Source organism: Leptothoe sp. LEGE 181152 (assembly GCF_032906605.1).
Classification (GTDB): Bacteria; Cyanobacteriota; Cyanobacteriia; order Phormidesmidales; family Phormidesmidaceae; genus Leptothoe; species Leptothoe turfae.
This window is the reverse complement of the sequence record NZ_JASATU010000016.1, coordinates 97,166-120,593: the sequence shown is the minus strand read 5'-3', so window position 1 is coordinate 120,593 and position 23,428 is coordinate 97,166. Positions and strand designations below refer to the sequence as shown.

Below are 23,428 nucleotides of genomic sequence, written 5' to 3'. Positions count from 1 at the left end.
CCCCATTCAACTAATTTCGAGCACTTATTTTCATGACACCTGAATAAACCTGAACCTTCTCCTAAATAAACCTGAACAAAACGGAATTTTTTTCGCCGATTTTTTTTGCCATAGTTAGATCATCACAACAAAACCTACACACAATATCCTAGAAGCCAAACACCATGATTAGTAAGACTATGACTAATAAGACTATCTCCTTTCAAAAGCAGACTCCTGCCTGGGCTGGAGATACTTGGCTATCTCATTTTGTTAATCTGTTAATCAGTACCAAGCCATTATATGCCTTAATGAAACAGCAAGCCCGACAAGTATTGATTAAAAAGGCAGAGAGAAAAGGAATTCCATGGCGTGAGACAGTTCAGACATTGGTAACCTCTGATGTAAAAAAATGGTTATCTCAGTTGAACAATCCTACTGTTACCTATCCTGACTATTATCAGGCCCCTTTTCACGCTTATGCCAAAGGAAACTTATGTTGGATTGCAGCGTTTGAAACGGAACCAGCTACCTACGCCATGCCATTACGAATTTGGCCAGCTTTGAGTTGGGAGGCAGCCCAGGCAAAGCTACGCACTAATATTCATCAAGTTCTCGATCAATATGGCCCAAATGATGTCAAAAATCTCCTTGATGTGGGTTGTTCGATCGGCATTTCCACTCAATATCTCCATCAGCACTACACCCAACGCCAAAACCACGCAGTTCGCACTGTCGGTTTAGATCTCTCCCCTTATATGTTGTCTGTAGCAAAATATCGCGATACCAACAATGAAATTGCCGAATGGCGTCATGCTCAGGCAGAGGAAACAGGCTTACCTAATGCCTCTTTTGATTTAGTATCGCTACAGTACGTTATCCACGAACTGCCTCGCAAGGCAACCCAGAAAATTTGCCAGGAAGCCTTTCGTCTATTGCGTAAGGGAGGCAGCATAGCCCTGGTGGACATCGATCCTAAGTCTCCCCATATTCAGAATTTGAATCCCATTTTGTCAACCCTTATGAAGAGTACCGAACCCTGGAGTGACGACTACTATACCTTTGATATAGAAACTGCTTTGAAGCAGATCGGGTTTAATGCTGTAATCACTAAGGCTTGTAATCCTCGCCATAGAATCATCATTGCTACAAAATAAAAGGGCTATCAAATAAGATTTCAAGTAGCTTAGCAAGCAAAATCAATTAAATTCCACACACCTCACTGGGCCATAGCATCAGAGAACCTCTGAATCCTTTAGTCAATACCCAATCAGTCCACTCCACAGTGATAGCAGACACAAACCAAGGAAACTTGATGGTTGTGTAAGCAGACAGTGGGCTTATCCTGCAAAGGGGTTAGTGTGCCACTGCCCGGCGTACAGTGGATTCACAGACAAACTATTGCATAACGTCCTATCTCGAACCTTATATCGTCTAAGAGTTAGGTAAGTAGACAGAACCCTGTATTACTTTCCTAATTTTAGGCACCCTCTATATCTAACCCGAAGCCCTCCGTGAACCTTAGTGTCCGTGGAGGGCTTCTTATTTGAAGCGAGGCTGTAGTATCGCGTAGGCAGAAAAGGGATGGCTCGAAAGTGAGCGATCGCACATTCACCTGTAACAACGATCACAAAACGTCCATCGGAATTGATAGGCAGCCCGCTGTTTCCCTACTCAGAACAAACAAAACAACGTTCATCCACCCCCTCGGAGTTCCAACACCCACCGACACACTCACACACCTATAAGGACTTTATCTATGAAACTCACTCATCTTGGTGCATCCTACACTCCCTCTGCCCAGACTATCGAAACCATCGAAACCAATACTGAGCTGTCCTTTATGGGTCGCACCTTCAAAATGAGAGCCCCCAAGGCCATGCCTGCTCAGTCTGCTGCTCGTAGCCTCACCTATCGCGGCATTCGCTACAGCGCCTAAGACCAAATTCCAACGTTCGATACAGCACAGTGAACGGCCTCTGACAGCAGTGTCAGAGGCTTTTTTATTGGGCTTTGAGCAACCTGTGATGCTGGTCACTTAGTTTACTCAGCCAATCTCAGAAACCCCTTAAGCAACCTTCAGTTATCGGTCAGATAGCGTTCAGCTAACCCCAGCATTCTTGTAATCAATGAAGTCAATCACCGATTCCTAAAGGAGCTTTAACCATGAAACGCACACTGCTTTCCACCTTAACCGTTCTCGTTGCGACAGCTGCCATTACACCCGTTGCCTCCGCCGTTGAGCCTGCTAACTTCAATATCCAAGAAGCCCGCCTCGAAGCCCTCGACCGCCGCACTAAGAATTCCGTTCACAAGCTGCGCCTTGAGCACCTCAACAACCAGACTAAGGCCATTGAAGATATCCAAGCGGCTCGTTTGGAAGCATTGGATGCTCGAACTAAAGCTATCGACAACATCCAGGAAACTCGGCTAGATGCCCTGGATGCTCGTACTAAGTCCGTAATCCGCTAACAGATTAAACTCTCCTACACACACTCCAAGCCTCTGCCGACAAGGTAGGGGCTTTTTTGTGGAAAGTGGGATAGGGAGAAAGGGAGATCGGCATATTGCGGCTCCCCTGCCCCCATGCTCCCCTACTCCTAATCTACTCGTACTCGACGGGTCAAAATAGCCATCACCTCATTGGGTCGACCGGTTGCCAGAGGACGGCTCCAGTCGTTGGGTTCGGCATAGTTGAGTTTGAATAGGGTAGCAATGGTATTTTGCACAGCGTTTAAAGGGCCAAGCAGCATCAGTCGTACATCCTCGTACTGATGCTCGGGTAGGCCATCGGCAGGCGGATCGGTTGGCGCACCTGCACCCTGGGTTGGGTCGATAAACATGGGCTCTGATCTCCATATGGATAACGGGTAGGAAACCAGAGCGCATAAAGTAGCCACCCCGTGTGTATATGCAATCCGGGGTGGCAACAGGTACCATAAACCTGCGCTCCCAGGTTGTCGCCGCAACGTGGGGGTGAAGCCGCCGGTTTGGTGTTACCAGCACCAGCCGGTGGCGCTAAATTATGTGCTCTGTAGTGGGGTCGGTGAGGACCTTAGGCATAGGGTATACATTGAGGATCTGCCTAGTCAAGGGGGTAGGGAAATTGGTATTTTGGGCGTTCTGAAATGGTTAGGGCAGATTTCTGATCGATTTTATAGGGTTTGAGTTACTTTGCTTGACGATTCGTGGGGGTCAGGCGATCGCTGAAACCCTTATTTTTTGGTTGAACCCCACGAATGCATTGGCACATAAGAGCTTTAGACGTTTTCCACAGGTGGTAATTGCAAATGATTCTTAAGTATTTGGGAATGAGCTTGCCCCCTACGAAAAGTGGGGTCTATAATGCTCTCAGAGTAAGGGTTCTAGGACCCGGCCCTCATGACTTCTCTCGAAGTCGAACTAATGGAAGCTTTACAGTTTAAAATCCACCAGTTCGGGGAGTGATTTTCCTCATGACTTCTCTCGAAGTCGAATTAATGGAAACTTAACTCGGGTTACGCGCACATGGCGTAAACCAAGCTCATGACTTCTCTCGAAGTCGAACTAATGGAAACGCAAGCTTTGTGAGATTTCAGTTACTGCAGAGTTATGCTCATGACTTCTCTCGAAGTCGAACTAATGGAAACCGGCGTCTTGCTCCGTTGGCTTTATGTTTGTTACAAGACGGTGAAGTAGAATCCGGCACACTTACCTACCAGGAGTTAGATCAACAAGCTCAAAATATTGCAGCCTATCTGGGGCAGCGGGTGAATGTGGGGGATCGTGCTCTGTTACTTTACCCATCTGGGTTAGAGTTTATTGCCGCGTTTATGGGCTGTCTATATGCAGGTGTGGTGGCAGTCCCAGCCTATCCCCCCCGACGTAACCAAGACCTGCCATAAAAGCGGTACCGCTCGTCCACAACAGACCACCGACAGGTGAATCATACAATAGCGATTCCACAGCACTGTCGTATCCAACGCCAGATACAGTTAATGAGACTGCCAGTGAGTGAGTGCTAACAAAACCAGAGGTAGATACAATCCCTTGATATCGATGACTCGATTCATGAAAAAGCGAGACCATCGACGTTCAAAGCTTTGAGCCTGAGTTGTCCGACTGGGGACATACGGCTCCCAAGCGGCGGGGTTAAGTTGGCCACTACAGATGAGCGCACTGACCATCCAAGCCAACGTTTTCAAATGCCGAAAGTCTTTATAACAGCTGTGTTGACGTAAGAAGGTGAACAATTGATCATACAGTTGGGTCGAGGGTGACATGCATCTCAAGCTTAATGCCCGATATGAAAAGAGTATTTTTAGTAAATCATACAGTTGGGTCGAGGGTGACATGCATCTCAAGCTGATGGTTTGGTATTTTCAGCTTTGCATGCGCTTTGCCCATTTTCTGGCTGACCCTTATGTATGCTAGGTTATAGGCATTTATGTCAGGCAGGCAGGCGTGTGGGTTTAATTTACGAAAGTTAGTCCGTTTCTTTCTCAAGAATCCAAAAAATTAGTTTCCAGTCGGAGCCTGCTTTGAGGTTTTTCAGGGACGACTATCTAAAGGTCGAGGTGATTGACTTTTGTTGTGGATAAACGGATACCATGCCTGAGGCTGTTAGGTATGTTTGGCTTTCCTGAGTTAATAAGAGCTTTGTCAGACTTTTTCCGATTGCTGATCGGGTGTTGTCTAGAGGATAAACAATGGCCAGGGGATAGGCCAAGGGATAGGTGCGTTCTCGAATGACATGTTCATGGGGAAAATAACTGCCTTTGCGATCGCACAAATCACTTTCCGGCGTGACAACTGCCCCTGTATCAAATATCAGTGGTGCTGTAGCCTGACGGTTTTTCTCAAAAGCAAGAGGATATACGGCACACTGACCAAAGACCTGGCTTAGGGGAGCGATCGCGATACTGCCGGTGTCATTGCTTTCGAAATCCTGCAAAATGCGACGGAACATTGGCAGCATTGGCAGAGTTTCGGCGGCAGACTGGCTTTTGTTAATTAATGCGTTAGCCTCTGGTCCATTTTCTCTATCAGCAACAAACAGCTGCTGAAAAATCTCTTGATTGGTCTTATCGTCGGGCCAATAACGTTTGACAGCTAAGTTTACAGGACTTAGCTTGTCCCAATTATTGATTTCGTTAGTATATAATTTCTCTAGCTCGGCTATGGTCATCTTGCCTCGCAGGGCTGTTGGTAAGCTGTCATCTCTTTTAGAGTAGCTAAATGCCACAATGGGTACCAGGCTATCGTAGGCGATGATGGTAGCCGTTACATCAATAGGTAATTTTGCGAGCATGGGTACGATAGCAAAGTCAGCTTGATCCGTTCGAACTGCTGTAATTGCATCATCTATCGATGTATTTGCAAGATTGGTCTCATCGTCATTTTTGGGATGATATCTCTTAAAAAAGAGCTTAGATTGTTGTTGGGTGATCTGGTCTAACAGCCCTGATGTGTTATCAATGATGGTGGTGCGGTCCTGACTATTTGGTGTGGGTTGAAACAGTGGTTGCCAATAGGCCGAATCTGGGATGGCATAGGTATACTCACCTGAGGGAATACCGTCCACATCTTTGAGGCAACAGGGAGAGGGGACACGTTGTGCAACCTGTGCGCGTTGAGATCGCCATAAGAACCACCAAACTAGACCACCTAGGGCAGTTAATGCTAGAAAGCTGAGCAAGGGCCAGGGCATAACTCGCCGGTACCATGGCTTTTGAGTAGGCAATATTTCTGCTGCTCGTTTCTCAATCTGATTAATGGCTGGCTTGGGTGGGAGTTTGAGTAATTCATTACGGGCTATCTCAGCACTCTCAAAACTGGACTCAATGCCAATTAACTGACAAATAAACTGTTTTAACTCTTTATCGATAGCCTTGGGCCAGTGGCGATTAAGTCGAGGATTAAGGAGATAACCATGATCATCTACGGTAGTGCCATGTAGTATCCAAAATGCTACTTTCCCAAGGGATTGTAAATCATCTTGAGTACTCAGTTCATCCTGGGCACCTAAATCACCCCGTTCGAGGCTGGCCGGGTCAAACAGATTGGTCCAGATATGAAAGTCGGTAAGATAGACAAATCCCTGGGGAGGACTGTCATTTGTATTGGCAGCCCATAGCAAACTATTGAGATTTAGATTACCGTGAATGACGCCCTGTTGAGCCTGACCAGTAGGTACGGCGAATCGTTGTTGGTGTAAAAAGATAAGGGTTTGGAGAGCCTGGTTCAGCAGGTCTCGTACCATGGAATCGTTAAAGGGACCATGGCGAGCGCAGTACTCATTTAGGGTGGCGGTACGATTGAAGCCAAGGGTGATTAAGTAGCATCGATCTCCAGATTGATCGACAATGGTATCAAAAGGGTCAACAATTCTAATATCTTGGGAGCGCCCATCGGCCAGGGTAATGCCAGCAAGGCCAAGGAACTGTTCTTGGTAGTTTCGTTGTTCTTCCTGATTAAAATATCGTGAGGGTAGAAGAAATTCTTGAATAATAATGGGATCTTCGGTGTCTAGGTTAATGCCCTCGTAAAGGCGGCTAATGCCTCGGCGACCCAGAGGTTTAATAATTTCATATTCACCTCGTTTGCCGATAAGGTGTTGTTTTGGGGCGAGCCATGCAGGAAAGTAACATTGAGTACAGATGAGGCTAGTGGGTTCGCCAGGCTGGCTAATATGTTCTTGACAGGTGAGGGGATCGCCTTGGGTACAGCGGTATTGACGATAGTAGGGTGGCAGGGGTTGAATGGTATCTTGTATCTCTACGTTCTCGGGGAGAGGTTCTTCTGGTAACACCTCTGGTTTAATCTGCTCTAGAGCGGTCTGGAGCCAACTCACCGTCATCAGGTATTGATACTGTGATATGCGCTGAGATAACGGCAACCTGCGTAAGTGGCGTCGGAGAATGGTGGTTGCTACAGGATTTAGGATCATTTAGCCATCCTCAGTAAATAACAGATATTGTTCCAGACGATAATGGGTCCCTAAGAACCACTTATTATAGAATCGATCTCCTTTTAAGAAATATCTATACCCAATCCAATACTTCCGTATCTGTTAATGGTTTATCTAACTTTGCATACTTATCATGGGTGGCCTGCAAAATAAGGGATCAACAATTCGAGTTATTTAGCCATCTTCAGATACGGGTAGGGTGTGTTAGCGATACTTCGCGTAACGCACCAATTTGTTTTGGGGCTTTGGTTGTAGAGATTGATTGTGGAGTGAGGAGAGGATCGTCGGGAGCGAAATGGGTTGAAGCGGTGCAATGTATTGCACCCTACCGGGCTACTACAAAATGCGACGTAACAATTGAGCTAAAAAGCGTTTTAATGATTTTTTAGGTTTTGTTATGAGCTTTCAGGAATCGTGCCTGTCCAATTTCACCCTACAGTCCTTTTCGTTTGGTTCGGGACGGATTCCACCGAGATCAGCCGAAGTGAATCTCGACGCTTCCCTTCTTCAGGAGTACTAGCTCCGTGATCGTCTTGATCCCAATGAGGTGACCCCGGTCGTTGACAAGGAACACACCCGCCTTGACATTGGGGGTCGCCAACAGCACGAAGAAGATCGGATCCTTGGGGGTGAACTTGAGGTCGCCGTTGCCTCGATCCTTGCGTACCTGCCGGATGATTGGCTGGAGGGTCTTGTTGACTACGTGATCGCGGATCAGTGTCTTTACCTGTGGCTTCTGTTTTGCAACTTTCGCTGCCTCCAGCAACTGGTGGTAGATGACTTCGTTGTTGGTCAGGGGCTCCTTTTCTTCTGACTGGGCTCGATAGTTTGATGAGGCGACAATCGTTCCAGACGGGAAGTAGAAATAGTTCTGGTAGTGGCCAGTGTCCTTAAGCAGTCGATTGAAGTACGTGTCTTTGAAGCCAGTCTTGACGACAACCTTGATGCCCCACTCTTTGGTTACGGGGTCTATAGCGTTATCTGGCTCCATCTTATCGGATTTGTACTGCTGCCATTCTTTCCTTGGCTTAGACAATTTATTTTTGTGACCCATGCTCGCGTAGAGCGCCTTGCCTTGGTTTACCATCTTGGTATAGCTTTCTTTCGTGGTTTCTGGTCTGGGATTGACGCCACCCTGGACGTTCCGCTTAGCGTCGCGCGCCAAGGCGGAGTCAGTCAACCCTAGCCAGCCTTCCTGGAGCCATTGTAGGTATGGTTTCTTCTCGCTTTTAGTTAAGTTGTCTTGGTAGAAGAGCAAATCCTTGCCCTCGACACAGAACCACGTCTTATTGTCGATCGGCTTGTCCCATTTCATGAGCTTACCTTCAGTATCTTTGCCTTCATAGGGGACCCACTTGCGCTGGATAGGCCCTCGCCTGGCGGACATTGATGCTCCTAACGCTTCTGTCGGTTTTCGTTGCACAGGTTCTGCCGACGTAGCATTAGAAAACGACCCAGGTGGGTCAGGAATAGCCTCGCGCTTGGCCATAAACTGATTCGAATCTCCTGTGCTGATTTCCGCTTGCCCGTTGTTCCCTTTGAATTGCGTCGCCAACTGGTCGGCGTGACGGAGATTGTTTTCAGCGGTTTCTTGCAGTTTCTTGAGATGAAGGGCAGCGGAGCGATTATCCACAAATCCAAAACATTGCTTCACGTCACTTTTCTTCTGAGCAACAGAATTGGCAACCGCCTGACTCTTATTCCCTCTTTTTTTATCTACTTGTGCATACATATCTCAAACCTTGTTTGAATTTCTATTTAATGGTTGTTATAGGCTTCCCTCATTGCCTATAACATGGCCGGTAACCGTCACTATTCCGTTTATTTCTACTATGTCATTACTCAAAAGGTGCACATATACCGCCGATTTAGCGGTATATGTGCACCCCTCCTTCCCTCCATCACCTCCAGCATAAACTTCAAGCTCTCCCTCCCGTTGACATAGATTCTGTGTAAATTTCCAACGTCACTAAACGGTGACGCCCTGTTCTCAACATTTTCACCCATTCATTTTACTTATCACCTTCCCCTTGTCCCTCCAGACTCAACGCCTCCAAAGTCTCCTGCGCCAACTCATCCTCCGGATTCAACGCCAACGCCATTTGTAAATCCATCATCGCATCCTCATGCTCTCCTAGATGAAACCGTGCCACCCCTCGCCCCGTCAAAGCACCGGCATATTTCTCATCCCTATCCAGAACTTCATCGTAGCTCTCAATCGCCCCACGATAGTCCTTCAATGCCGACTGAGCTGCTCCCCTGTTATACCAAGCCTGGACCGAATCATCATTTAGATTTAGAGCCTCTTCTGCCGAGACTATAGCCTCCTCATAATCCCCCAACTCCCACAAAACCAAACTGCGATTTGTCCAGGCCCAATCATTCCAAGGGTTTAACCCCAACCCCCGGTTATAGGCTTCCAATGCTTGGAGATATTGTTCTTGTGCCCGAAAAATTAACCCACGGGTAAACCAACCATGGTCATAGGTCGCATCAATGGCCAAAGCCTGCTGATTTGCTTCTAAAGCCCGACCATAATCCTTTAAATACCAATAAACAATACTCCGTTGGTTATAAGCCTCCACATATCTCGGATCTATTCCCACCGCCCGATTAATCGAGGCCAGGGCTTCGTCATATTTACCGGTACCCGTTAAGGCAATGCTGCGCTCATGCCATGCATTAGCAGGGCTATTCTCTCCCCAGTCACTATCCCCTGCCAATGCTGCTTCGCAAGCGGTTAAAGACTGTTCATATAGTTTCCCTTGTTCTTTCACCTCGGCGTCCACCGCTAACCGATTTAAAGCCATACATTGGCCCAACAACGCGTCTGCAAAATCTGCCTTGATACCTACGGCCTGTACAAAGGAAACCAACGACTCTTCAGTCTGCTTGAGCTGTGCTAATACCTGTCCCTGGGCCACCCAGGTTACGGCACTCATGGGATCCAGATTGAGGGCCTGGTCATAGGCAGCAATTGCCTCATTATATAGTTCCAACTGGGTATGGGTTTTTCCAATGGTTGTCCACACCATAGCCGGACTAGCTTCGCCCCAGTCTTGATTGACGCCCAATGCTGCATTGCATGACTCTAGTGCTAGAGAGGCCTGTTGCAATGCAAAATGGGCGTCACATTTACGGGCCAAAGCAAAGGAATACTCGGGTTCTAACAGTAGCGTGCGTTCATAAGCCACCAGTGCGCGCCCATACTCTTCTTCTTGGGCCAGAATGACACCGCGATATAACCAGGCAAGGGCCGGATTCTCATTACCCCAGTTACCATTGATCCGCAGGGCCTGATTACAATGATCTAAGGCAGTTTCGGTTTGTTTGAGGGCGCTATAGGCAACACACTGATAGGTAATGGCTAGCGAATGTTCTGGGTCGAAGAGTAAGGCCCGATTGGCTGATGAAATCGATTCTGGATATTTTTGAGTATTGAGTAATATACTACTATGTAGTACCCAGATGTTGGCATCTTCAGGTTCGAGGGCAATCGCCTGTTCACAGGCCATCAGCGCTTTAGCATATTCTTCTTTTTCTTCTTCTTCAGCAGCCTTATCCTCTGCCGCACTAATGTGGAGTTGACAAAGATCCTGCCAGTATTCAAAATCTTCAATCGCTTCTCCCAATGGTGATTCCTGCGCCCAAGCAACAGATAAGCATAGACAGCTTACTGCCACTGACATTGCACAGCAAGTGGCACTACGAAGCGTAGCCAAACCTGTTACAAACCTGAGTTGCAGTAAATTGGACATTGGGTAAAAGTCTATAGTTTGAACATATTGTAAAATGCCTGGGCTATGCTGAGGGGCGTATTATTAACGATAATTATATCTTTCTCACTAAATAAAAGAGTTGACAAACCCTATGCCACCAATCGATTACTTCCCCCCTCTTGGGATGGGCTCTGGGTGGGGTTACCGCTGGCTATATCGACTGCGTACCTGTTTCGCATGGCGCAATGCTACATCCAAAGAGTAACGTTTATCTCCTGTGCTCCGATACTGTAATTTCTCTGTCTCCAGCTGTTTTACCTGATCTGCCAAACTTTGTTCGCGACTCACCACCACCGTTGCCATATCGTCAAATACATCGGCCAGGATACTAAACTCATCCGGACGCTGCCTCACATCTGCCAGGGTTTGAGGATCAAACTGATGTTGTTTAATATCATCGGCAGCCTGGTTTAGCTTTTTAATGGGGCGAATAATATACATTGCGCCTACTAACGCCAGCAGTGAGGCAAGCACGGTAATAACAACTCCGATTAATAGTGCCTTTCGGACAATGCCATTGATGGCCCCCATATAATCCTGCTGAGGAATGGTGACTACAATCAGCCACTTAATGTTGATATCTTTATCTCCAAGGTAGTTGACACGAACTAGATGTTTTTTCCCATCAATATTAAATTCACAATTGTCATTCCTTAGGTTATTTATTTCTTCATTAGAAAGGCTGTTTGAATTACAATTTGGGTGTCGAAGACCGTTGTTGTTATCCAGAATATAGTCTGCTGTTTCTCTAACTAACTTATTTGTACTTTCTTTAGCACTAATGGTGTTATTTCTTCCCGACTGTTTTACAAATAGATCCTCGTCCTCAGGGGTGGCGATAAGTTCTCCTGTAGACTGCTGATCATCTACCATTTCTAAAATAAATGCCTGACCTGATTTGCCCACATTTAATTCTTTAAGAAAATTACTCAGGGAATTGAGCTTGATGTCAATTCCAAAAACACCTTCTAGATTCCCGGCTTGATTATCAATGGGAATTGACCGAGTCAAGACTAATTCGGAGGTTTTTTTATCGTTATAGACTTCTGCCCAGATGGCTTTTCGAGCTTTTTCAGCAGCTTTATACCAGGGGCGTTCCCGTCGATCGAAGCTGGTGGAGTCTGGCTGGCTGGTGGCATGCTTTCCGGCTTCATTGGCATAAAAAAGGTTGGCAATATTCTCACTCGTTTGTGTCGTTTGGAAGACTTCTCGAGTTTCCTCAAGATAGTTGGTGAGTGTAGCCATATCTTGAATGTTAAGGACCTCACTATTGACCTCAGCCACTAACATTTTTGATGCCACGATGGATACTTCAAGGTATCTGATGACTTCTGTCTGGATGTTATTTGCAACCTCTGTAGTGATTTGGTTGACGGTTTCTTCAACGGCACTTCGGCCACTTCTATAGGCGAACCAACCCGTTAGAGCAATGCCAATGATTACTGGAGCAACAACCAATAAAGGCAAAATCCATCGGATGGAAATAGCCGGTCCTTGGGAGGCGCGGGTTGGCGATTCCCCGTAGGATTCGAATGGAAATGGCTCTAACGTTGACATGATTTTTCTAAAGATGTTGATAAATTATGATGACCAATGCAGATCGTTAAACGTCAGTCGAGAATCACTCAAATTGGGGAGGTAGTTCCACAGGAGAAACGGTTCCTGGACGAGAGCGTACTGGTGGTCCGCTGCTCTGACCAGCCTCTCCTCCACCCTCGCTGGCACCATCGGCAGCCTGGTCGCCATCCTCAGTATTAACAATGATGGTGGGGTTTTCAGGTGTGGGATCATAGGTGGTAATGGTGAGCGATCGCGTTAGTGATTCTCCGGCTGAATTGGTTACCTGTAGTGAAAAGACATTTTTACCGGGGTCAGGACTTAAGGGCACAAATAAAGTTCCCTGGGTTTCCACATTGCCTGGGGCGGGCATCAACATCACTTGAGTTCCTGGATTATTTTCCACTTCCCACCCCAATACAATTTCCATGAGGCCCTCCCCTTCGTCAACAGGTAATAAATAGTCTGCTTTCTCGGCCAGGATAGGGTCTCCATTAAGGGTAAACTGAATCACCTGAGGTGGCCTTGCCTGTACTTGAATAGGATCTGTGGTGGCTAAAATCGGTTCTTCTGTGGAGGATGTTGTTTTGGGAATAGCACCCAACTCGATGGTGTGGGCTCCAGCTTGCTTCAGGCCTGTTGGCACGTTGCTACACGCTAAAATACTGTTTTGGTTAATGTCGCAAAAATCTTCTAGTTCATCGGGGATACCCTCTTGAAAATCAAATATTTGGGGAGGCAGTGCAACGGCTTTTTGGGCATCTCGCACAATTAGCCGCAGGCCCATAAGTTGTTCGGGATGGCTGATGTTCCAGTTTGCCCTGACAATATAGGGATCTTCTTCGAGCGATGGTAGTGGCTTGCGATCGCTACTGTCTGATTCGTTAGCTGATCTACTGGTCGCTTCATCAGTGTCTGCATTACTCGGAACAGCTGTGGCAGCGGTCTGATTATCCGAAGGCTGAACCGGGGGGGCTTCCACATAGTTCATTTGGGATGGCACCAACTCTAAGATGCTGGGTCGTGGGATGGGTGCGATCGCAACAAGAGGAGCCTGGGCCTGGGTGGGGGTGGCATTGCGTCCAGGTTTAGGAATCACATTGAGAATAAATTGGTACTCTCCGGCCCGTCTAGCATCGGTGCGAACATTGCGACAGGTCAGAGACTGTCTCCGTTCGATGCAAAAAGATTCCAGTTCTGGCGGTAAGGTTTTACCACTCAGGTCATAGATTAGGGGACCACTCAACAGATCCCCCTCCGCCGACTGACCCATAATTTCTAGCTGTTGAATACGGCCAGGGTGGCTAATTTCAAAGCCCACAGACACTGTATCGCCATTAATGGCCTCATAGGCGCTACTTTCGGTGGCAAAGCGTAGTACCTTAGCCTGGGCAGGCGGATGAATAAACAACCACCAGGCCAGCCACATTAAGCCGATAAAGGAGCCAATTAATAACAGGATAAAGGGCAAAATCTGCCACCAGGGGCGAGCCTCCCACATCAGTAGCCCCTGCATTGGGTTCTCGACCAATGGCTTTTTGTCGGGGTCTGTGGCAATGACTTCAAATTGGATGACGCGACCGCCACCAAACAGAGGTTGTTTCCATGGATTTTTGGGTTGGACGATGACCTCACTCACCAGGGTTTGTTGGGGGGCGAGGGTCAGGGATTCTGGTCGGAGGGTATACTCGCAAAGATTTCCACCTTCTAACCCAATCACCTGAAAATCCAGGGTTCTCTCGGTGTTGCCTTGGTTTGTTGTCTGGATGCTGTACAGCCCTGATTGTTGTTGAATGCGGCTGACCAGGGTACGAAAATGGGTGGTTACTTCGTAAAACGGCTCAATCTGTAGATAGAGAACATCCAGTAGCTTAAGCTTAGGATTGTTTTCAGATTTTACCTGGAGGGTGACCAACATGGTTTGGGCCAGAGCCCTAACTGGAGGCGTGAGGGTGAGTAAAATCACCCCTTCCATGTCTGGGTTGAGATCTAACTGGGTTTCAACAACGGCTAAGCCCGGTGTGCGAAATCCTTGAGGATAATTAATGGTGACCCAGTCTTCGGGTAGGTCGGGGCAAAACAGTCGAAACCGATCGACCCGATCTGAACGATTGTAGACATATACTTGAAACTGGAGGGGGTTGCCGGGAAGCACCTTGATGGGTTTGAGGTGGGTAGTGACCGGTTCCACCGCAAAGGTGGGTGTGTTCTCCTGGGGGCTTTCCTGGGAGGGGGGCAGCACGTTTAAATGATGTTGATAACGGTGGGGCGCTTTCCCAGGATAATGTGCTGGTGCGTCCACCACTAGCCAATAGTGATAACTGCCTGTCAGGGCGTTGGGGGGGACATCAAAGTGAAAGGTGACGTCTTCTCGTTCCCCTGGGTCTAAGGCTAGCTGAGTTTGGGTAAGGGGACACCAGGGATGAATGGCGACGGGTAACTCATCTAGGAAAATGTCAATAACGGCACTTTTATCTCCTTGATTGCTAATGGTAACGTTGATGTCAAAACAATTCCCTGGGAGTACCTGGTCCTGTCCGGATGACGAGATTACCACACCAATTGGATCGGTGGTAGATTCCTGTTGAAGGGCGACTGTGGGCAATGCTGCCATTGGAACAGAATAGCGAGTCATGGCGGAGGGAAGGGGGAGGTAATATTAAAAAGTAACGAGTAGCGAGTATGGATCTTAGGGGCAGGCGGGGTTGTCGGCTTTTGTTTGGCGCAGATTGACTTGATGGGTGTCGCTGCCACTGACAATGGCTAGTGTGTTCTCCTTTTGGGCAATATCGACGCTGTTGATGGGTTTTGAAAACTTGGCAATTTGTTTTTTGTCCATTACTAAACCTGAAGGGTTGAGACGCCACAGGATGACTCGACCATCGGCACCGCCGCTGACGAGATAACAGGCATCTTGGGTGAGGGCGATGGCATTGACGGGACGCTCTTGGTGACCATCTGTCCACTGGTCGGTGGGTGAACAATTGGCATTGTCGGTCCAGCACTGGTTAAGATTCCAGAGACTAATGCGACCCTGGTTATCGGCAACTGCCAGGCGCGTTGGCTTATTGTTAGCGGTGTCTAGGCTGGTAATGTAATTGTCTTCTTGACCTGTAGCATAGGGGATAGAGCTGATTTGGTCAGTTTGGGGATCCCATAGCTTGAGCTGATTGCGGCGACCGCCAATGACCAGGGCTAAGGGATCTTCCGGTGCAGGTGTTTTATTGAAGAGGATCCCTTGCTCAGGGGCAAGGCTTGTGGGGGCCATGGCCTGAACGGCAAAGTTAAACTGTTGTTGTTGAGCCGGTGTCGAAAGTCTAGGGCGATTGTCTAGGTCTGGTAGATACCAGCGTAAAACTAGCCCACTACCGTGGGCGCTAAACAAACTGCGGGAATCAGCGCTAAATTGTAGGTCAAAGACGCGATCGTCTGGCTGGAAGACCATTGGTTTATTGGTTTCCGCGAGTAAATCCCACAGTTGAATTTCTCCATTTTCTAGCCCAGCTGCCAGAATATTATTGTTACGAGGACGGTAGTGAACGACTCGCACCGCCTTTTCTTGCATTGCTTTGTTCGGGGGCAGCTTATTTAACCGTTGGAGTTGACTCTTTCGGAGTTGGCGAAAGAGCTGCCAACGGCCAATGGTATTGTCATTGGAGCCGCTAATGACCATGCTGGCTTGCCCGTCAAATTGCACGCTATTAACGGGGCCTTTATGGTCAGATAAATGTTGGTAGAACCACCTTAGACCTAGTGCCATTAAGAGCAGTCCTAAACATTGCAGCCAAAATGGAACTCTAGGGGGGACCGCAAGCCGAATCTGGTGTTCCGGAGGGTCAACGATAGTTTCTTGCAGTTGGGGGTGGAGCTGAAACTGTTGTCGGCGTCGCCATCCCCACCAGGGGACCTTGGGTTTGATGTTTAAGGCCAGGGTGGTGACTTCTCCAGGTTTGAGATCAACCTGAGATGGTCTTAGGTGCAGGCAATGGGGGGTGGTGCGAGCTGGGGTGGGAACGGTGCGTCGTAGGAATGACTGCAATCGCTTGAACCAGGGGATATCGATGCGGTTTATGTTGAGTCTGACGGACTGTACTACATTGCTGGCGTTGTCCAGGGTGATTCTGTAGGTTTTGGATTTAGAGGCTTTGGTAGATCTGGATCGGGGGTTATGGGTGGGAGAGGAAGGGAGGTGCGATCGCACCTCCCACAGCTCAACGTCATCGACCTCATCCATCTCCCTAGGGTCTTTATGCAGCTTGGGATTCACCGTTGCCAGGTCACAGTCAAAGAGCAAAGAGCCCACGGGTAACACGGTCAAGGTAGCCGCCTGCTGTACCGGCTGAGCCTGAATTTGACGCGCCTCCACCTGAAACCCATAGTCTCCGTGGATCGCTTCACTGAGATCGGGCAGTTGGCAGATAAATAACAGCTCAGATCGGCCCTGGGGCGGCAGCTGTAGCCGTCGTTTATGGCCATCAATTAACCAGTTCTGGTTTAAACCCGTTAGCTCTACTTGCAGGTTGGCCGTATTACGCTGACAGTTTTTAATCACTACCGGAATATCAATAAGCTCCCCTGGTTTGCCCTGAAATTCCGTTGTCGCCATGGAGATTTCCAGGGGAATACTGCCTGGGCCTTTAACCTCTAAATTGATACTTTGTCGATCTTTTTCTCCCAATTCTAAACAGGTGACATTCACATTGAGCTTCATCTTGCCAGTGAAGCCACCGGCAATGGGGGGCAAAGCCAAGAGATTAACAATAAAATTAGCCTGATCCCCGGCTGGAATCTTGGCAGAGATATCCGGCGTCAGGCGATACCAATCAGGGCTGGCATTAGGCCTAATGCCAGGTGCCGATAGCTCCAGGGTAAAGGTGGCAAAACGATTACTGAGATTATTGACCATCACCTCAAACTGGTCATGGCCGTCGCCAACTTGAAGAGACTGGGTAGATAGCTGGGTCAAAATCTGGGTAGCCATGGGTCTTAGACCGGTTGAGAACGAGGGGATGAATCGGCCATCAGCCACTGGTGGAGCTGACGATGACGGGCAGCAAACGTAAGGAGATTAACGCCAAATTCCTGGGCCGCACGAATCTCTTCTCGATCGAGATATAGGTCATCATTGGCACCCCAGGCCTGGAGTAATGGCCCCATTAACAGCACCACCCCACCCCAGCGATATAGCCCAATGGGCCGCCGCTGCACCGTTGGCAAATGGCTAAAGTGAAAGGGCTGGGTCTGCACCAGGGAAAACTCTCCCTGACGCACCCTATCCGCCGCTGTTGCTGTGCTAACGGTGGCTGACAGTCCTTCAATCTCTAGAAATGTATGAATGGGTGCGGCCAGGTTAGCCACTTCGTCGGCAATGCAAGTTTGCAGGGTACTTAATTCTGCTTGAGCACTTTCTCGCAATGATGGAGCACTGTGGGCGGGGGTAGCGGCGATGGCCTGCTGCAGTTCTAGCTCGGCCTGATACAGGTCCAAGACATCATGATCCACAATTGCCTCGATGAGCAACACCCCGCCCTGCTTTAGGTAGTCAGCCAGCCGGTGCTGATGGGGACGGGGTGTACGACAAAACTCATCGTAGTCAATGTAGCTGAGGTCCCCTGTTAGGGGGGTATCCACCATGTGCCCCTGGAGTCTAGGGGCGAGGCTCGGTAAGGCGGCAAATAACGCCTGAAACTGAGCCACATTGTTAGACGAGGATGACCATAAATCGACTCCACAGGTGAGGGATGAACGAGCCTGAACCGGTTGGCGATGACGTAAATCTAGCTGATTAACATCAGGGGAAAAGACATTGTCTGGGTTAGTGAGCGCCTGTAACCCTGGCCCCAATCGTACCCGACAAAGCTCTACCTCATCTGCCTCAGCAGGCACATCTTTTTCAATAATCTGAAACGCATCCTGAACGATTTCTGCTTCCATTTGGGAGGCCTGTTCCGAATGCTTGAGCACAATATAAATTGTGGTTTCTTCGGTGGGCTGGGCCGACAGATAACAACTCTCAGGACAAGAGACAACAATGGGGTTACCCTGGCCATCTATCGCCAGCCCTGGTTGAATCGTCAACCATCGCGGATGGCGATAGCGACTGGATGCTTGCTCTGGAATCTCAGCTACACACACCCCCAGGCCATCGACAATACCTCCCTGGTGTAGCGACTGATAGTGGATGGTCTGACGGGTTTGATGGTAGCTGTGGGCCACCTGCCACAGGTTGGCCGTAATCAGTAAACCGTCGTTGACGTGGAGACGTTGGAGGGGTTGGAGGGGCATGGGGGAGAGGAAGTAAAAAGTAAAAAGTAAGAGGTAGGAGTGAGAGAGTCTGATTCACTACTCGCTACTTGTTACTTTTACTTCAACTACTGTCCACCCCAGCTTCAATCACAAGATCGTAGCTACAAAAGGCAGGCTTTTCCTGGTCAATGATGGTACGAATTAAGGATTCATCCAGGGGATGGTTCTCGGGGGGGCGTAGTCGTACAGAAAAGTGACAGGGACGGCTGCCTCCTAAGATTGCTGAGGTGCCGATGACGGCTTGGCCCAATACATGGCCTGGGCTAAAGGTCTCGTGGATGCCAATGGCTTTTTGGGATTCGTCGGGAATATGTTCATCCAGGGGCAAGCCGCTGGCCAGGTGTAGATAAAACCGTAATCCTCGTCGGGTGCCACGCCATCGGTAAATCTCCATGGCGTAGCGAATTAGCATCCGTTGTTGTTCCAGGCTCAGGGGCACCTGAAATGACCAACCCACCCAATGGGCCAAAAACGGCAGCATCGCGCGCGGGGCGGTCAGTGGATCTAGATAGGCCCACAGGTGGTCCAGAATATCAACGGTGGGTTCAAAGGTGGTCTCAAAGATTTTGAGAAATCGACCGACAATATCGGTGCGGCGGTAAATATCGGGTAAAAGGTCTAGATATTTACTGGGGGGACGTACTAAGAGTTGAAAGGGGGTGAGATGTTCTTCGGCATCACCCCGTTGGGAACTGGCGGTGACTTTAAGTTGGCCTTTGTAATCTAAGCGTAGGGGTAATTGACTGGGGGAGAGGGGGCGTTCAAAAAAATCCGTTGGACTAACAAAGTAAAATACCGTCTCCATTTGATGGTGCGCAGGCAGTGTCGAGCCTTCTGTGTGAATCTGGCACCAGCCTGAGGGAATATCTCCCATGATCGTAAACTGAAGTGTGAGGTTCGCGTCCCCTCGATTTTTTATTCGTACCACCAACTCATTGGGTTCTCCTGGTTGTAGCTGTAGCTGGGTTGTGAGGGAGGATGGCAGGGGGCGGGGAGTGGCGATGCGAGACAATGTGCTAGAGGGGGAAAAGCTAATTGCCGAGCTAGAGGCAAGATCTGGTTCCTGCAAGGGCACCAACTCAAGGTCGATCATGCGTCCAGTTTGGGTCTGTGCCATGGTACGTCCCCCTAACGAATGACCCTAATGGTATGGCCAGTAGACAGCTGAGCGTCGTTCCAGGAACAGATGAGACCCAGGGGATCGGGGGTGACGACGTTGTCTGGAGCCAGCCGCCGTACCCATTCCGTTTCTTGGTCTGTACTCTGATCTGTACTCTGATCTGTGCTCTGGTCTGCGGCCTGCTGCCGACGTTGTTGTCGAATTTCGTATAGGGTCACTGCGCCCAGATATCGTACCCCGGTCATGGTTTGCAATAGCGTAATGATATCTGACGGATAGACGGGGGTACCAAAGGGCCAGCCTTCTCCCTGGGGGCCACCGGTCAATGGGTTTAAGAATCGATATAGGGCCACCTGCAGCTCCTGTAGTATGGCCTGTTCCGCTTCTGGTGAACTGTAGCTAGGATCCAGAGCCACTTCGGTGGTCACACTCACCCCCACATAATTAGGAGATACAAGCTTTACCTGCAACCCCAGGGGACGTCGTTCGTTGAGATAGTTGAGCACGGTTTGGCTGAGCTCTGGCGTGAGACCCAGCGCTTCGGGGGAAATACCTAGACCCGTGTCAAGGTCCCCCAGGTTGGTTTTGGGCACAACAACAACAGTGATGATGCCAGGTTTGTCGTTGAGTGCATGGGGGCAGAGACTGCGGGCCACAGTGCCTGCACCTGCTTCTAAGGCCAAGGCTTCAAAATCTTCGGCGGTGACGGCGCGATCGCGAGTGCGCAACAATTTAGGTACCCGCAATACGGCGGACTCCAGGGATTCCGCATCAGCGCCATAGAGGGCAGCCCGATAGTTGGTCACAGATGCCACATAGGGTACAGCCGACTTAATCACCCGCAGTGTATTGGCTTGCACATTGCCCTGTTGGCCGCCGCCGGTGCGATAGGCCCGCATAGTCAGCACCGCCCCTCTAGGGGGCACAACCCCATGCTGTCGTTCTAGCAATTGGGGAGAAGCGGCCAACACAGCCGCCGCACCAGAAGCATGGAAAGACTGTTGGTGGGCGCGTAGCTGGGTGGCAGTTTTTAACTGGGCCGGTTCACGGATCAAGGGACCAAACTGGATTAAACCCGTTAGTGAATCTAAGGTGTAGTGGAGATCTTCCGGTCCCGACTCAGCAAAGTCAGATACCTCCTGCCACACTTGCTGTAGACCATTGGTTAAGGTGGCCACCAAAGACTCTGAACCCTGGCGCGGCAAAATCGGCGTACTTTGCAACTGAAACGTTTGTCCCGACTGGCCATTACTTTCCCCCAGCAGTTCATTGTGGATGGTCTCACATTGGTGGGCATTGACCGTGCCCCCCGTGGACCGAGCCGCCACACTAATCAAGCGAGGAGAACTGCCATAGGCCGTTGTTCCTACCATCGGCTCAGTGCAGACACACCGAATCCACCGTCCCCGATGACCAGCAAAGTCTGTGGCTGGAAAATGTTGGGGCAAATGTAAGACAATTTCCCCCTGTTGCACCGCACTGTCACTGCCGGAATTGTAAAAACTAAACCCGTGGGTTTCATCGTCAGTTTCCTGCATCAATATCGTAGAGACCCAGGTCTCACCATTCCAAGCCTCCCAGCGACGGGGCGGTGCTGCGGGCAACAGGCCGGTGGGTGTAGCCGCCTCGCCCTCTACATGTAACGCAACAACGTTGCCGTCTAGCGCCTGGTCAGCATCAAGCACCACATAAAAACAATTGCCAGGTTGGGGCGTGGGGCTAAAAATCTCCTGCTCTGCCCCGGTCCAACGACCGTTGGGCTGGCGAGACCAGCGTACCGACAGGCGATCCTGTAGTGCTGTCGGCTGCAGTTCGTCGGTCTCTGCCGTTAACAGATGACGGATATGGGGTAGCCCCACGGTGAGGGGACCGTCGGTACTAAAAATAATTGCCTCTTCCGTCTCCGTCCGTGCGGTGGCCACGGCCACTGAGGCTGGAATGGTATAGGGCTCTGGCAAACTGGCAGATAAATAAAAGGTAAGTGCCGTCTGTGCCGGTACCGGCGGTTGTAAGCGAATGCCCAGTAATTCTAAAAAAGCAACATAGTGACGTCGCGGCACCTGGTTAAACCGCATCATCATTTGATCCGTCAGCCAGCCAAACAACTCCACCATGGTGATCCCCGGATCACTAGGATTATGGTTGGTCCACTCCGGACAGTAGCGGGGAATGCGCAACAAACATTCTTCCACCAGTTCTTTGAACTGACGGTCGTCAAGGTTGGAGTTGGGGAGCTTTGGGAGGAAGTCGAATTCCATTGTAGAGCTTTAGGGGGCGGGGGAGAGGGGGAGGAAGATTTTTTTCAATTTTTACTTTTTACTGTTCAATTTTTACTTTATTACCCCTCAACCGGAGTGAGATAAAACGGATAAACCAAACTGCGACGATGGTGAGTTTTGCGAATACGATAGTGCACCGTAATCTGTAAACTAGACGCATCTGGCAAAGGATCCGCCGTCACCGCATCAATTTTGATGCGGGGCTCCCATTGTTGTAAGGCTTCACGGGCATAAATTTGAGCCAATAACAAGGTGTCATCGTTGAGGGGGGCAAAAACAAGTTCATGGAGTCGAGAACCAAAATCAGGTCGATAAAGTCGTTCTCCGATACGCGTTCCTAAGATAATAACGATAGATTCTTCCAGGTTGCGATAGTCATGACTTAGCTGAAAACTTCCTTGCTTGGTTAATCGCATGGGAAATCCCCAGCCTTCGCCTAGGATGTGTCGTCGTTTTTGTGACGGGTCTTGAACTGACGCCATAGGGCATGCATCCACTAACAATTACATGGGATATCTCAAAAGGGAATAGGAATAGTACAAAACATAATACTGAGTTATGTAAAGTTTGAATTGATGTTTAACAACTACCTCTCCTTAAGCAGCTACCGTATATACACATCTGGAAGATTATTAACATCGGCAATGGCGGCAATGGCTCCCCTTATTCAAGGAGAACCAGTTATGTCCAAACCAGATAAGAACAAGGATGTAGACTTCTCGCTAACTGAAAAACAGTGACGTATTACAGGATGGCGATTACTTGATTTCGTTTAGAGATTTTTCCTAATAATAGACATGTTTTAGATAACTAGCATTTCTTTTACAGATGTTTTGGAATTGACTCTATTTGATTACCGTTCAGCCGTTAATTGTTAGATAAGTTAAAAAATGGAGAGTGTCTGTAACTTTGAGCGATCAATATTGCAGATATTTGCAACAAAAATCATGGAATCCTGGTTTGTGTGTTGGTATAGTCATGAAGCTTGCTAGTATAACAGTCAGCTACTGCGAACAAATCATCTGTTGCGAACAAATCATCGTGGCTTTGCGCTCATTTCCTTACTAAAATATTTAAAGGAGCCCCCTCTAATATGGCTAAAGAGCAGGTTGTAAAGCTTTATCGTGAAGCTCAAGCGAATCCTAATTTGCGAGATTCTCTTAATTTAGCTCCCAATGCTGAGTCATTTGTGATGATGGCAAATCAACGGGGTTTTTCGTTTACGCTGAATGAATGGCAAGACATGATGCGGTTTTCCGTGGAAGAGCTTGATTGCGAGCTATCGGAGATTCCAGGGATTTAGGACGGGCATGAAACCGTGATATTAACCCCCCATTGAATATTGGCCAATAACCCGAAGGGTGGGCACGACCCATCAATCGTGTGATATGGCCTACAAATAATATCTCTTGCTATTGTTTGTCACTGGTGGTGGGTAATGGTTGGTATTGGTTCCATG

Annotated in this window: 15 protein-coding genes and 2 pseudogenes; 5 read left to right on the top strand and 12 right to left on the bottom strand. The window is 48.8% G+C overall.

Annotation, left to right across the window (positions count from 1 at the left end; genetic code table 11):
- Nucleotides 1-179 precede the first annotated feature (179 nt).
- The 3 genes and pseudogenes from QGP82_RS08280 to QGP82_RS08270 form a co-directional block, all read left to right on the top strand.
- The gene (locus QGP82_RS08280; RefSeq protein WP_499058320.1) at nt 180-1,136 is read left to right on the top strand and encodes a class I SAM-dependent methyltransferase; all 957 of its coding nucleotides are present in this window, start codon (nt 180-182) and stop codon (nt 1,134-1,136) included.
- 602 nt (nt 1,137-1,738) lie between these two features.
- Nucleotides 1,739-1,918, top strand: coding sequence for a DUF4278 domain-containing protein (locus QGP82_RS08275; RefSeq protein ID WP_499058318.1), 180 nt, complete (start codon nt 1,739-1,741; stop codon nt 1,916-1,918).
- 227 nt (nt 1,919-2,145) lie between these two features.
- Nucleotides 2,146-2,442: pseudogene (locus QGP82_RS08270) on the top strand (hypothetical protein); the annotation flags it as partial.
- Nucleotides 2,443-2,579: 137 nt separating this feature from the next.
- Here QGP82_RS08270 and QGP82_RS08265 read toward each other — a convergent pair.
- Nucleotides 2,580-2,822, bottom strand: a complete 243-nt coding sequence (locus QGP82_RS08265; RefSeq protein WP_499058316.1) for a hypothetical protein — start codon at nt 2,820-2,822, stop codon at nt 2,580-2,582.
- Nucleotides 2,823-3,626: 804 nt separating this feature from the next.
- Between QGP82_RS08265 and QGP82_RS08260 the strand changes: the two are divergent.
- Nucleotides 3,627-3,857, top strand: a pseudogene (locus QGP82_RS08260) (AMP-binding protein); the annotation flags it as partial.
- 96 nt (nt 3,858-3,953) lie between these two features.
- Here QGP82_RS08260 and QGP82_RS08255 read toward each other — a convergent pair.
- From QGP82_RS08255 to QGP82_RS08205, 11 genes are all read right to left on the bottom strand, one after another.
- Nucleotides 3,954-4,241, bottom strand: coding sequence for a hypothetical protein (locus tag QGP82_RS08255; RefSeq protein WP_499058314.1), 288 nt, complete (start codon nt 4,239-4,241; stop codon nt 3,954-3,956).
- 278 nt (nt 4,242-4,519) lie between these two features.
- Entirely contained in the window at nt 4,520-6,907 is a 2,388-nt protein-coding gene (locus tag QGP82_RS08250; RefSeq protein ID WP_499058312.1) for a hypothetical protein, read from the bottom strand.
- Between the two features lie 496 nt (nt 6,908-7,403).
- Nucleotides 7,404-8,660 (bottom strand): hypothetical protein, encoded by a 1,257-nt coding sequence (locus QGP82_RS08245; protein WP_163665505.1) that lies wholly within the window; start codon nt 8,658-8,660, stop codon nt 7,404-7,406.
- A gap of 280 nt (nt 8,661-8,940) precedes the next feature.
- Nucleotides 8,941-10,617: a tetratricopeptide repeat protein gene (locus QGP82_RS08240; RefSeq protein WP_499058310.1), complete on the bottom strand. Its 1,677-nt coding sequence runs from the start codon at nt 10,615-10,617 to the stop codon at nt 8,941-8,943.
- A 231-nt stretch (nt 10,618-10,848) separates the two neighbouring features.
- On the bottom strand, nt 10,849-12,264 hold the full coding sequence (locus tag QGP82_RS08235) for a cache domain-containing protein (protein ID WP_499058308.1): 1,416 nt from the start codon (nt 12,262-12,264) through the stop codon (nt 10,849-10,851).
- A 64-nt stretch (nt 12,265-12,328) separates the two neighbouring features.
- Nucleotides 12,329-14,899, bottom strand: a complete 2,571-nt coding sequence (locus QGP82_RS08230) for a COG1470 family protein (RefSeq protein WP_499058306.1) — start codon at nt 14,897-14,899, stop codon at nt 12,329-12,331.
- A gap of 54 nt (nt 14,900-14,953) precedes the next feature.
- Complete coding sequence (locus QGP82_RS08225; protein ID WP_499058304.1) at nt 14,954-17,245, bottom strand: WD40 repeat domain-containing protein; 2,292 nt, start codon at nt 17,243-17,245, stop codon at nt 14,954-14,956.
- Nucleotides 17,246-17,250: 5 nt separating this feature from the next.
- Nucleotides 17,251-18,549: a hypothetical protein gene (locus QGP82_RS08220; protein WP_499058302.1), complete on the bottom strand. Its 1,299-nt coding sequence runs from the start codon at nt 18,547-18,549 to the stop codon at nt 17,251-17,253.
- 82 nt (nt 18,550-18,631) lie between these two features.
- Nucleotides 18,632-19,687 (bottom strand): phage tail protein, encoded by a 1,056-nt coding sequence (locus QGP82_RS08215; RefSeq protein ID WP_499058300.1) that lies wholly within the window; start codon nt 19,685-19,687, stop codon nt 18,632-18,634.
- 11 nt (nt 19,688-19,698) lie between these two features.
- Complete coding sequence (locus QGP82_RS08210) at nt 19,699-21,948, bottom strand: putative baseplate assembly protein (RefSeq protein WP_499058298.1); 2,250 nt, start codon at nt 21,946-21,948, stop codon at nt 19,699-19,701.
- Nucleotides 21,949-22,028: 80 nt separating this feature from the next.
- Nucleotides 22,029-22,451: a GPW/gp25 family protein gene (locus QGP82_RS08205; protein WP_163665489.1), complete on the bottom strand. Its 423-nt coding sequence runs from the start codon at nt 22,449-22,451 to the stop codon at nt 22,029-22,031.
- Between the two features lie 611 nt (nt 22,452-23,062).
- Between QGP82_RS08205 and QGP82_RS08200 the strand changes: the two genes are divergently transcribed.
- A complete protein-coding gene (locus QGP82_RS08200; protein ID WP_163665486.1) occupies nt 23,063-23,272 on the top strand; it encodes a Nif11-like leader peptide family natural product precursor in 210 nt (69 codons plus the stop codon).
- Nucleotides 23,273-23,428 lie beyond the last annotated feature (156 nt).

Excerpts from the sequence above, each read along its gene's own strand:
- QGP82_RS08280 (WP_499058320.1), top strand. The coding sequence starts at position 180 with ATGACTAATAAGACTATCTCCTTTCAAAAGCAGACTCCTGCCTGGGCT.
- QGP82_RS08275 (WP_499058318.1), top strand. The coding sequence starts at position 1,739 with ATGAAACTCACTCATCTTGGTGCATCCTACACTCCCTCTGCCCAGACT.
- QGP82_RS08265 (WP_499058316.1), bottom strand. The coding sequence starts at position 2,822 with ATGTTTATCGACCCAACCCAGGGTGCAGGTGCGCCAACCGATCCGCCT.
- QGP82_RS08255 (WP_499058314.1), bottom strand. The coding sequence starts at position 4,241 with ATGTCACCCTCGACCCAACTGTATGATCAATTGTTCACCTTCTTACGT.
- QGP82_RS08250 (WP_499058312.1), bottom strand. The coding sequence starts at position 6,907 with ATGATCCTAAATCCTGTAGCAACCACCATTCTCCGACGCCACTTACGC.
- QGP82_RS08245 (WP_163665505.1), bottom strand. The coding sequence starts at position 8,660 with ATGTATGCACAAGTAGATAAAAAAAGAGGGAATAAGAGTCAGGCGGTT.
- QGP82_RS08240 (WP_499058310.1), bottom strand. The coding sequence starts at position 10,617 with ATGTCAGTGGCAGTAAGCTGTCTATGCTTATCTGTTGCTTGGGCGCAG.
- QGP82_RS08235 (WP_499058308.1), bottom strand. The coding sequence starts at position 12,264 with ATGTCAACGTTAGAGCCATTTCCATTCGAATCCTACGGGGAATCGCCA.
- QGP82_RS08230 (WP_499058306.1), bottom strand. The coding sequence starts at position 14,899 with ATGACTCGCTATTCTGTTCCAATGGCAGCATTGCCCACAGTCGCCCTT.
- QGP82_RS08225 (WP_499058304.1), bottom strand. The coding sequence starts at position 17,245 with ATGGCTACCCAGATTTTGACCCAGCTATCTACCCAGTCTCTTCAAGTT.
- QGP82_RS08220 (WP_499058302.1), bottom strand. The coding sequence starts at position 18,549 with ATGCCCCTCCAACCCCTCCAACGTCTCCACGTCAACGACGGTTTACTG.
- QGP82_RS08215 (WP_499058300.1), bottom strand. The coding sequence starts at position 19,687 with ATGGCACAGACCCAAACTGGACGCATGATCGACCTTGAGTTGGTGCCC.
- QGP82_RS08210 (WP_499058298.1), bottom strand. The coding sequence starts at position 21,948 with ATGGAATTCGACTTCCTCCCAAAGCTCCCCAACTCCAACCTTGACGAC.
- QGP82_RS08205 (WP_163665489.1), bottom strand. The coding sequence starts at position 22,451 with ATGGCGTCAGTTCAAGACCCGTCACAAAAACGACGACACATCCTAGGC.
- QGP82_RS08200 (WP_163665486.1), top strand. The coding sequence starts at position 23,063 with ATGGCTAAAGAGCAGGTTGTAAAGCTTTATCGTGAAGCTCAAGCGAAT.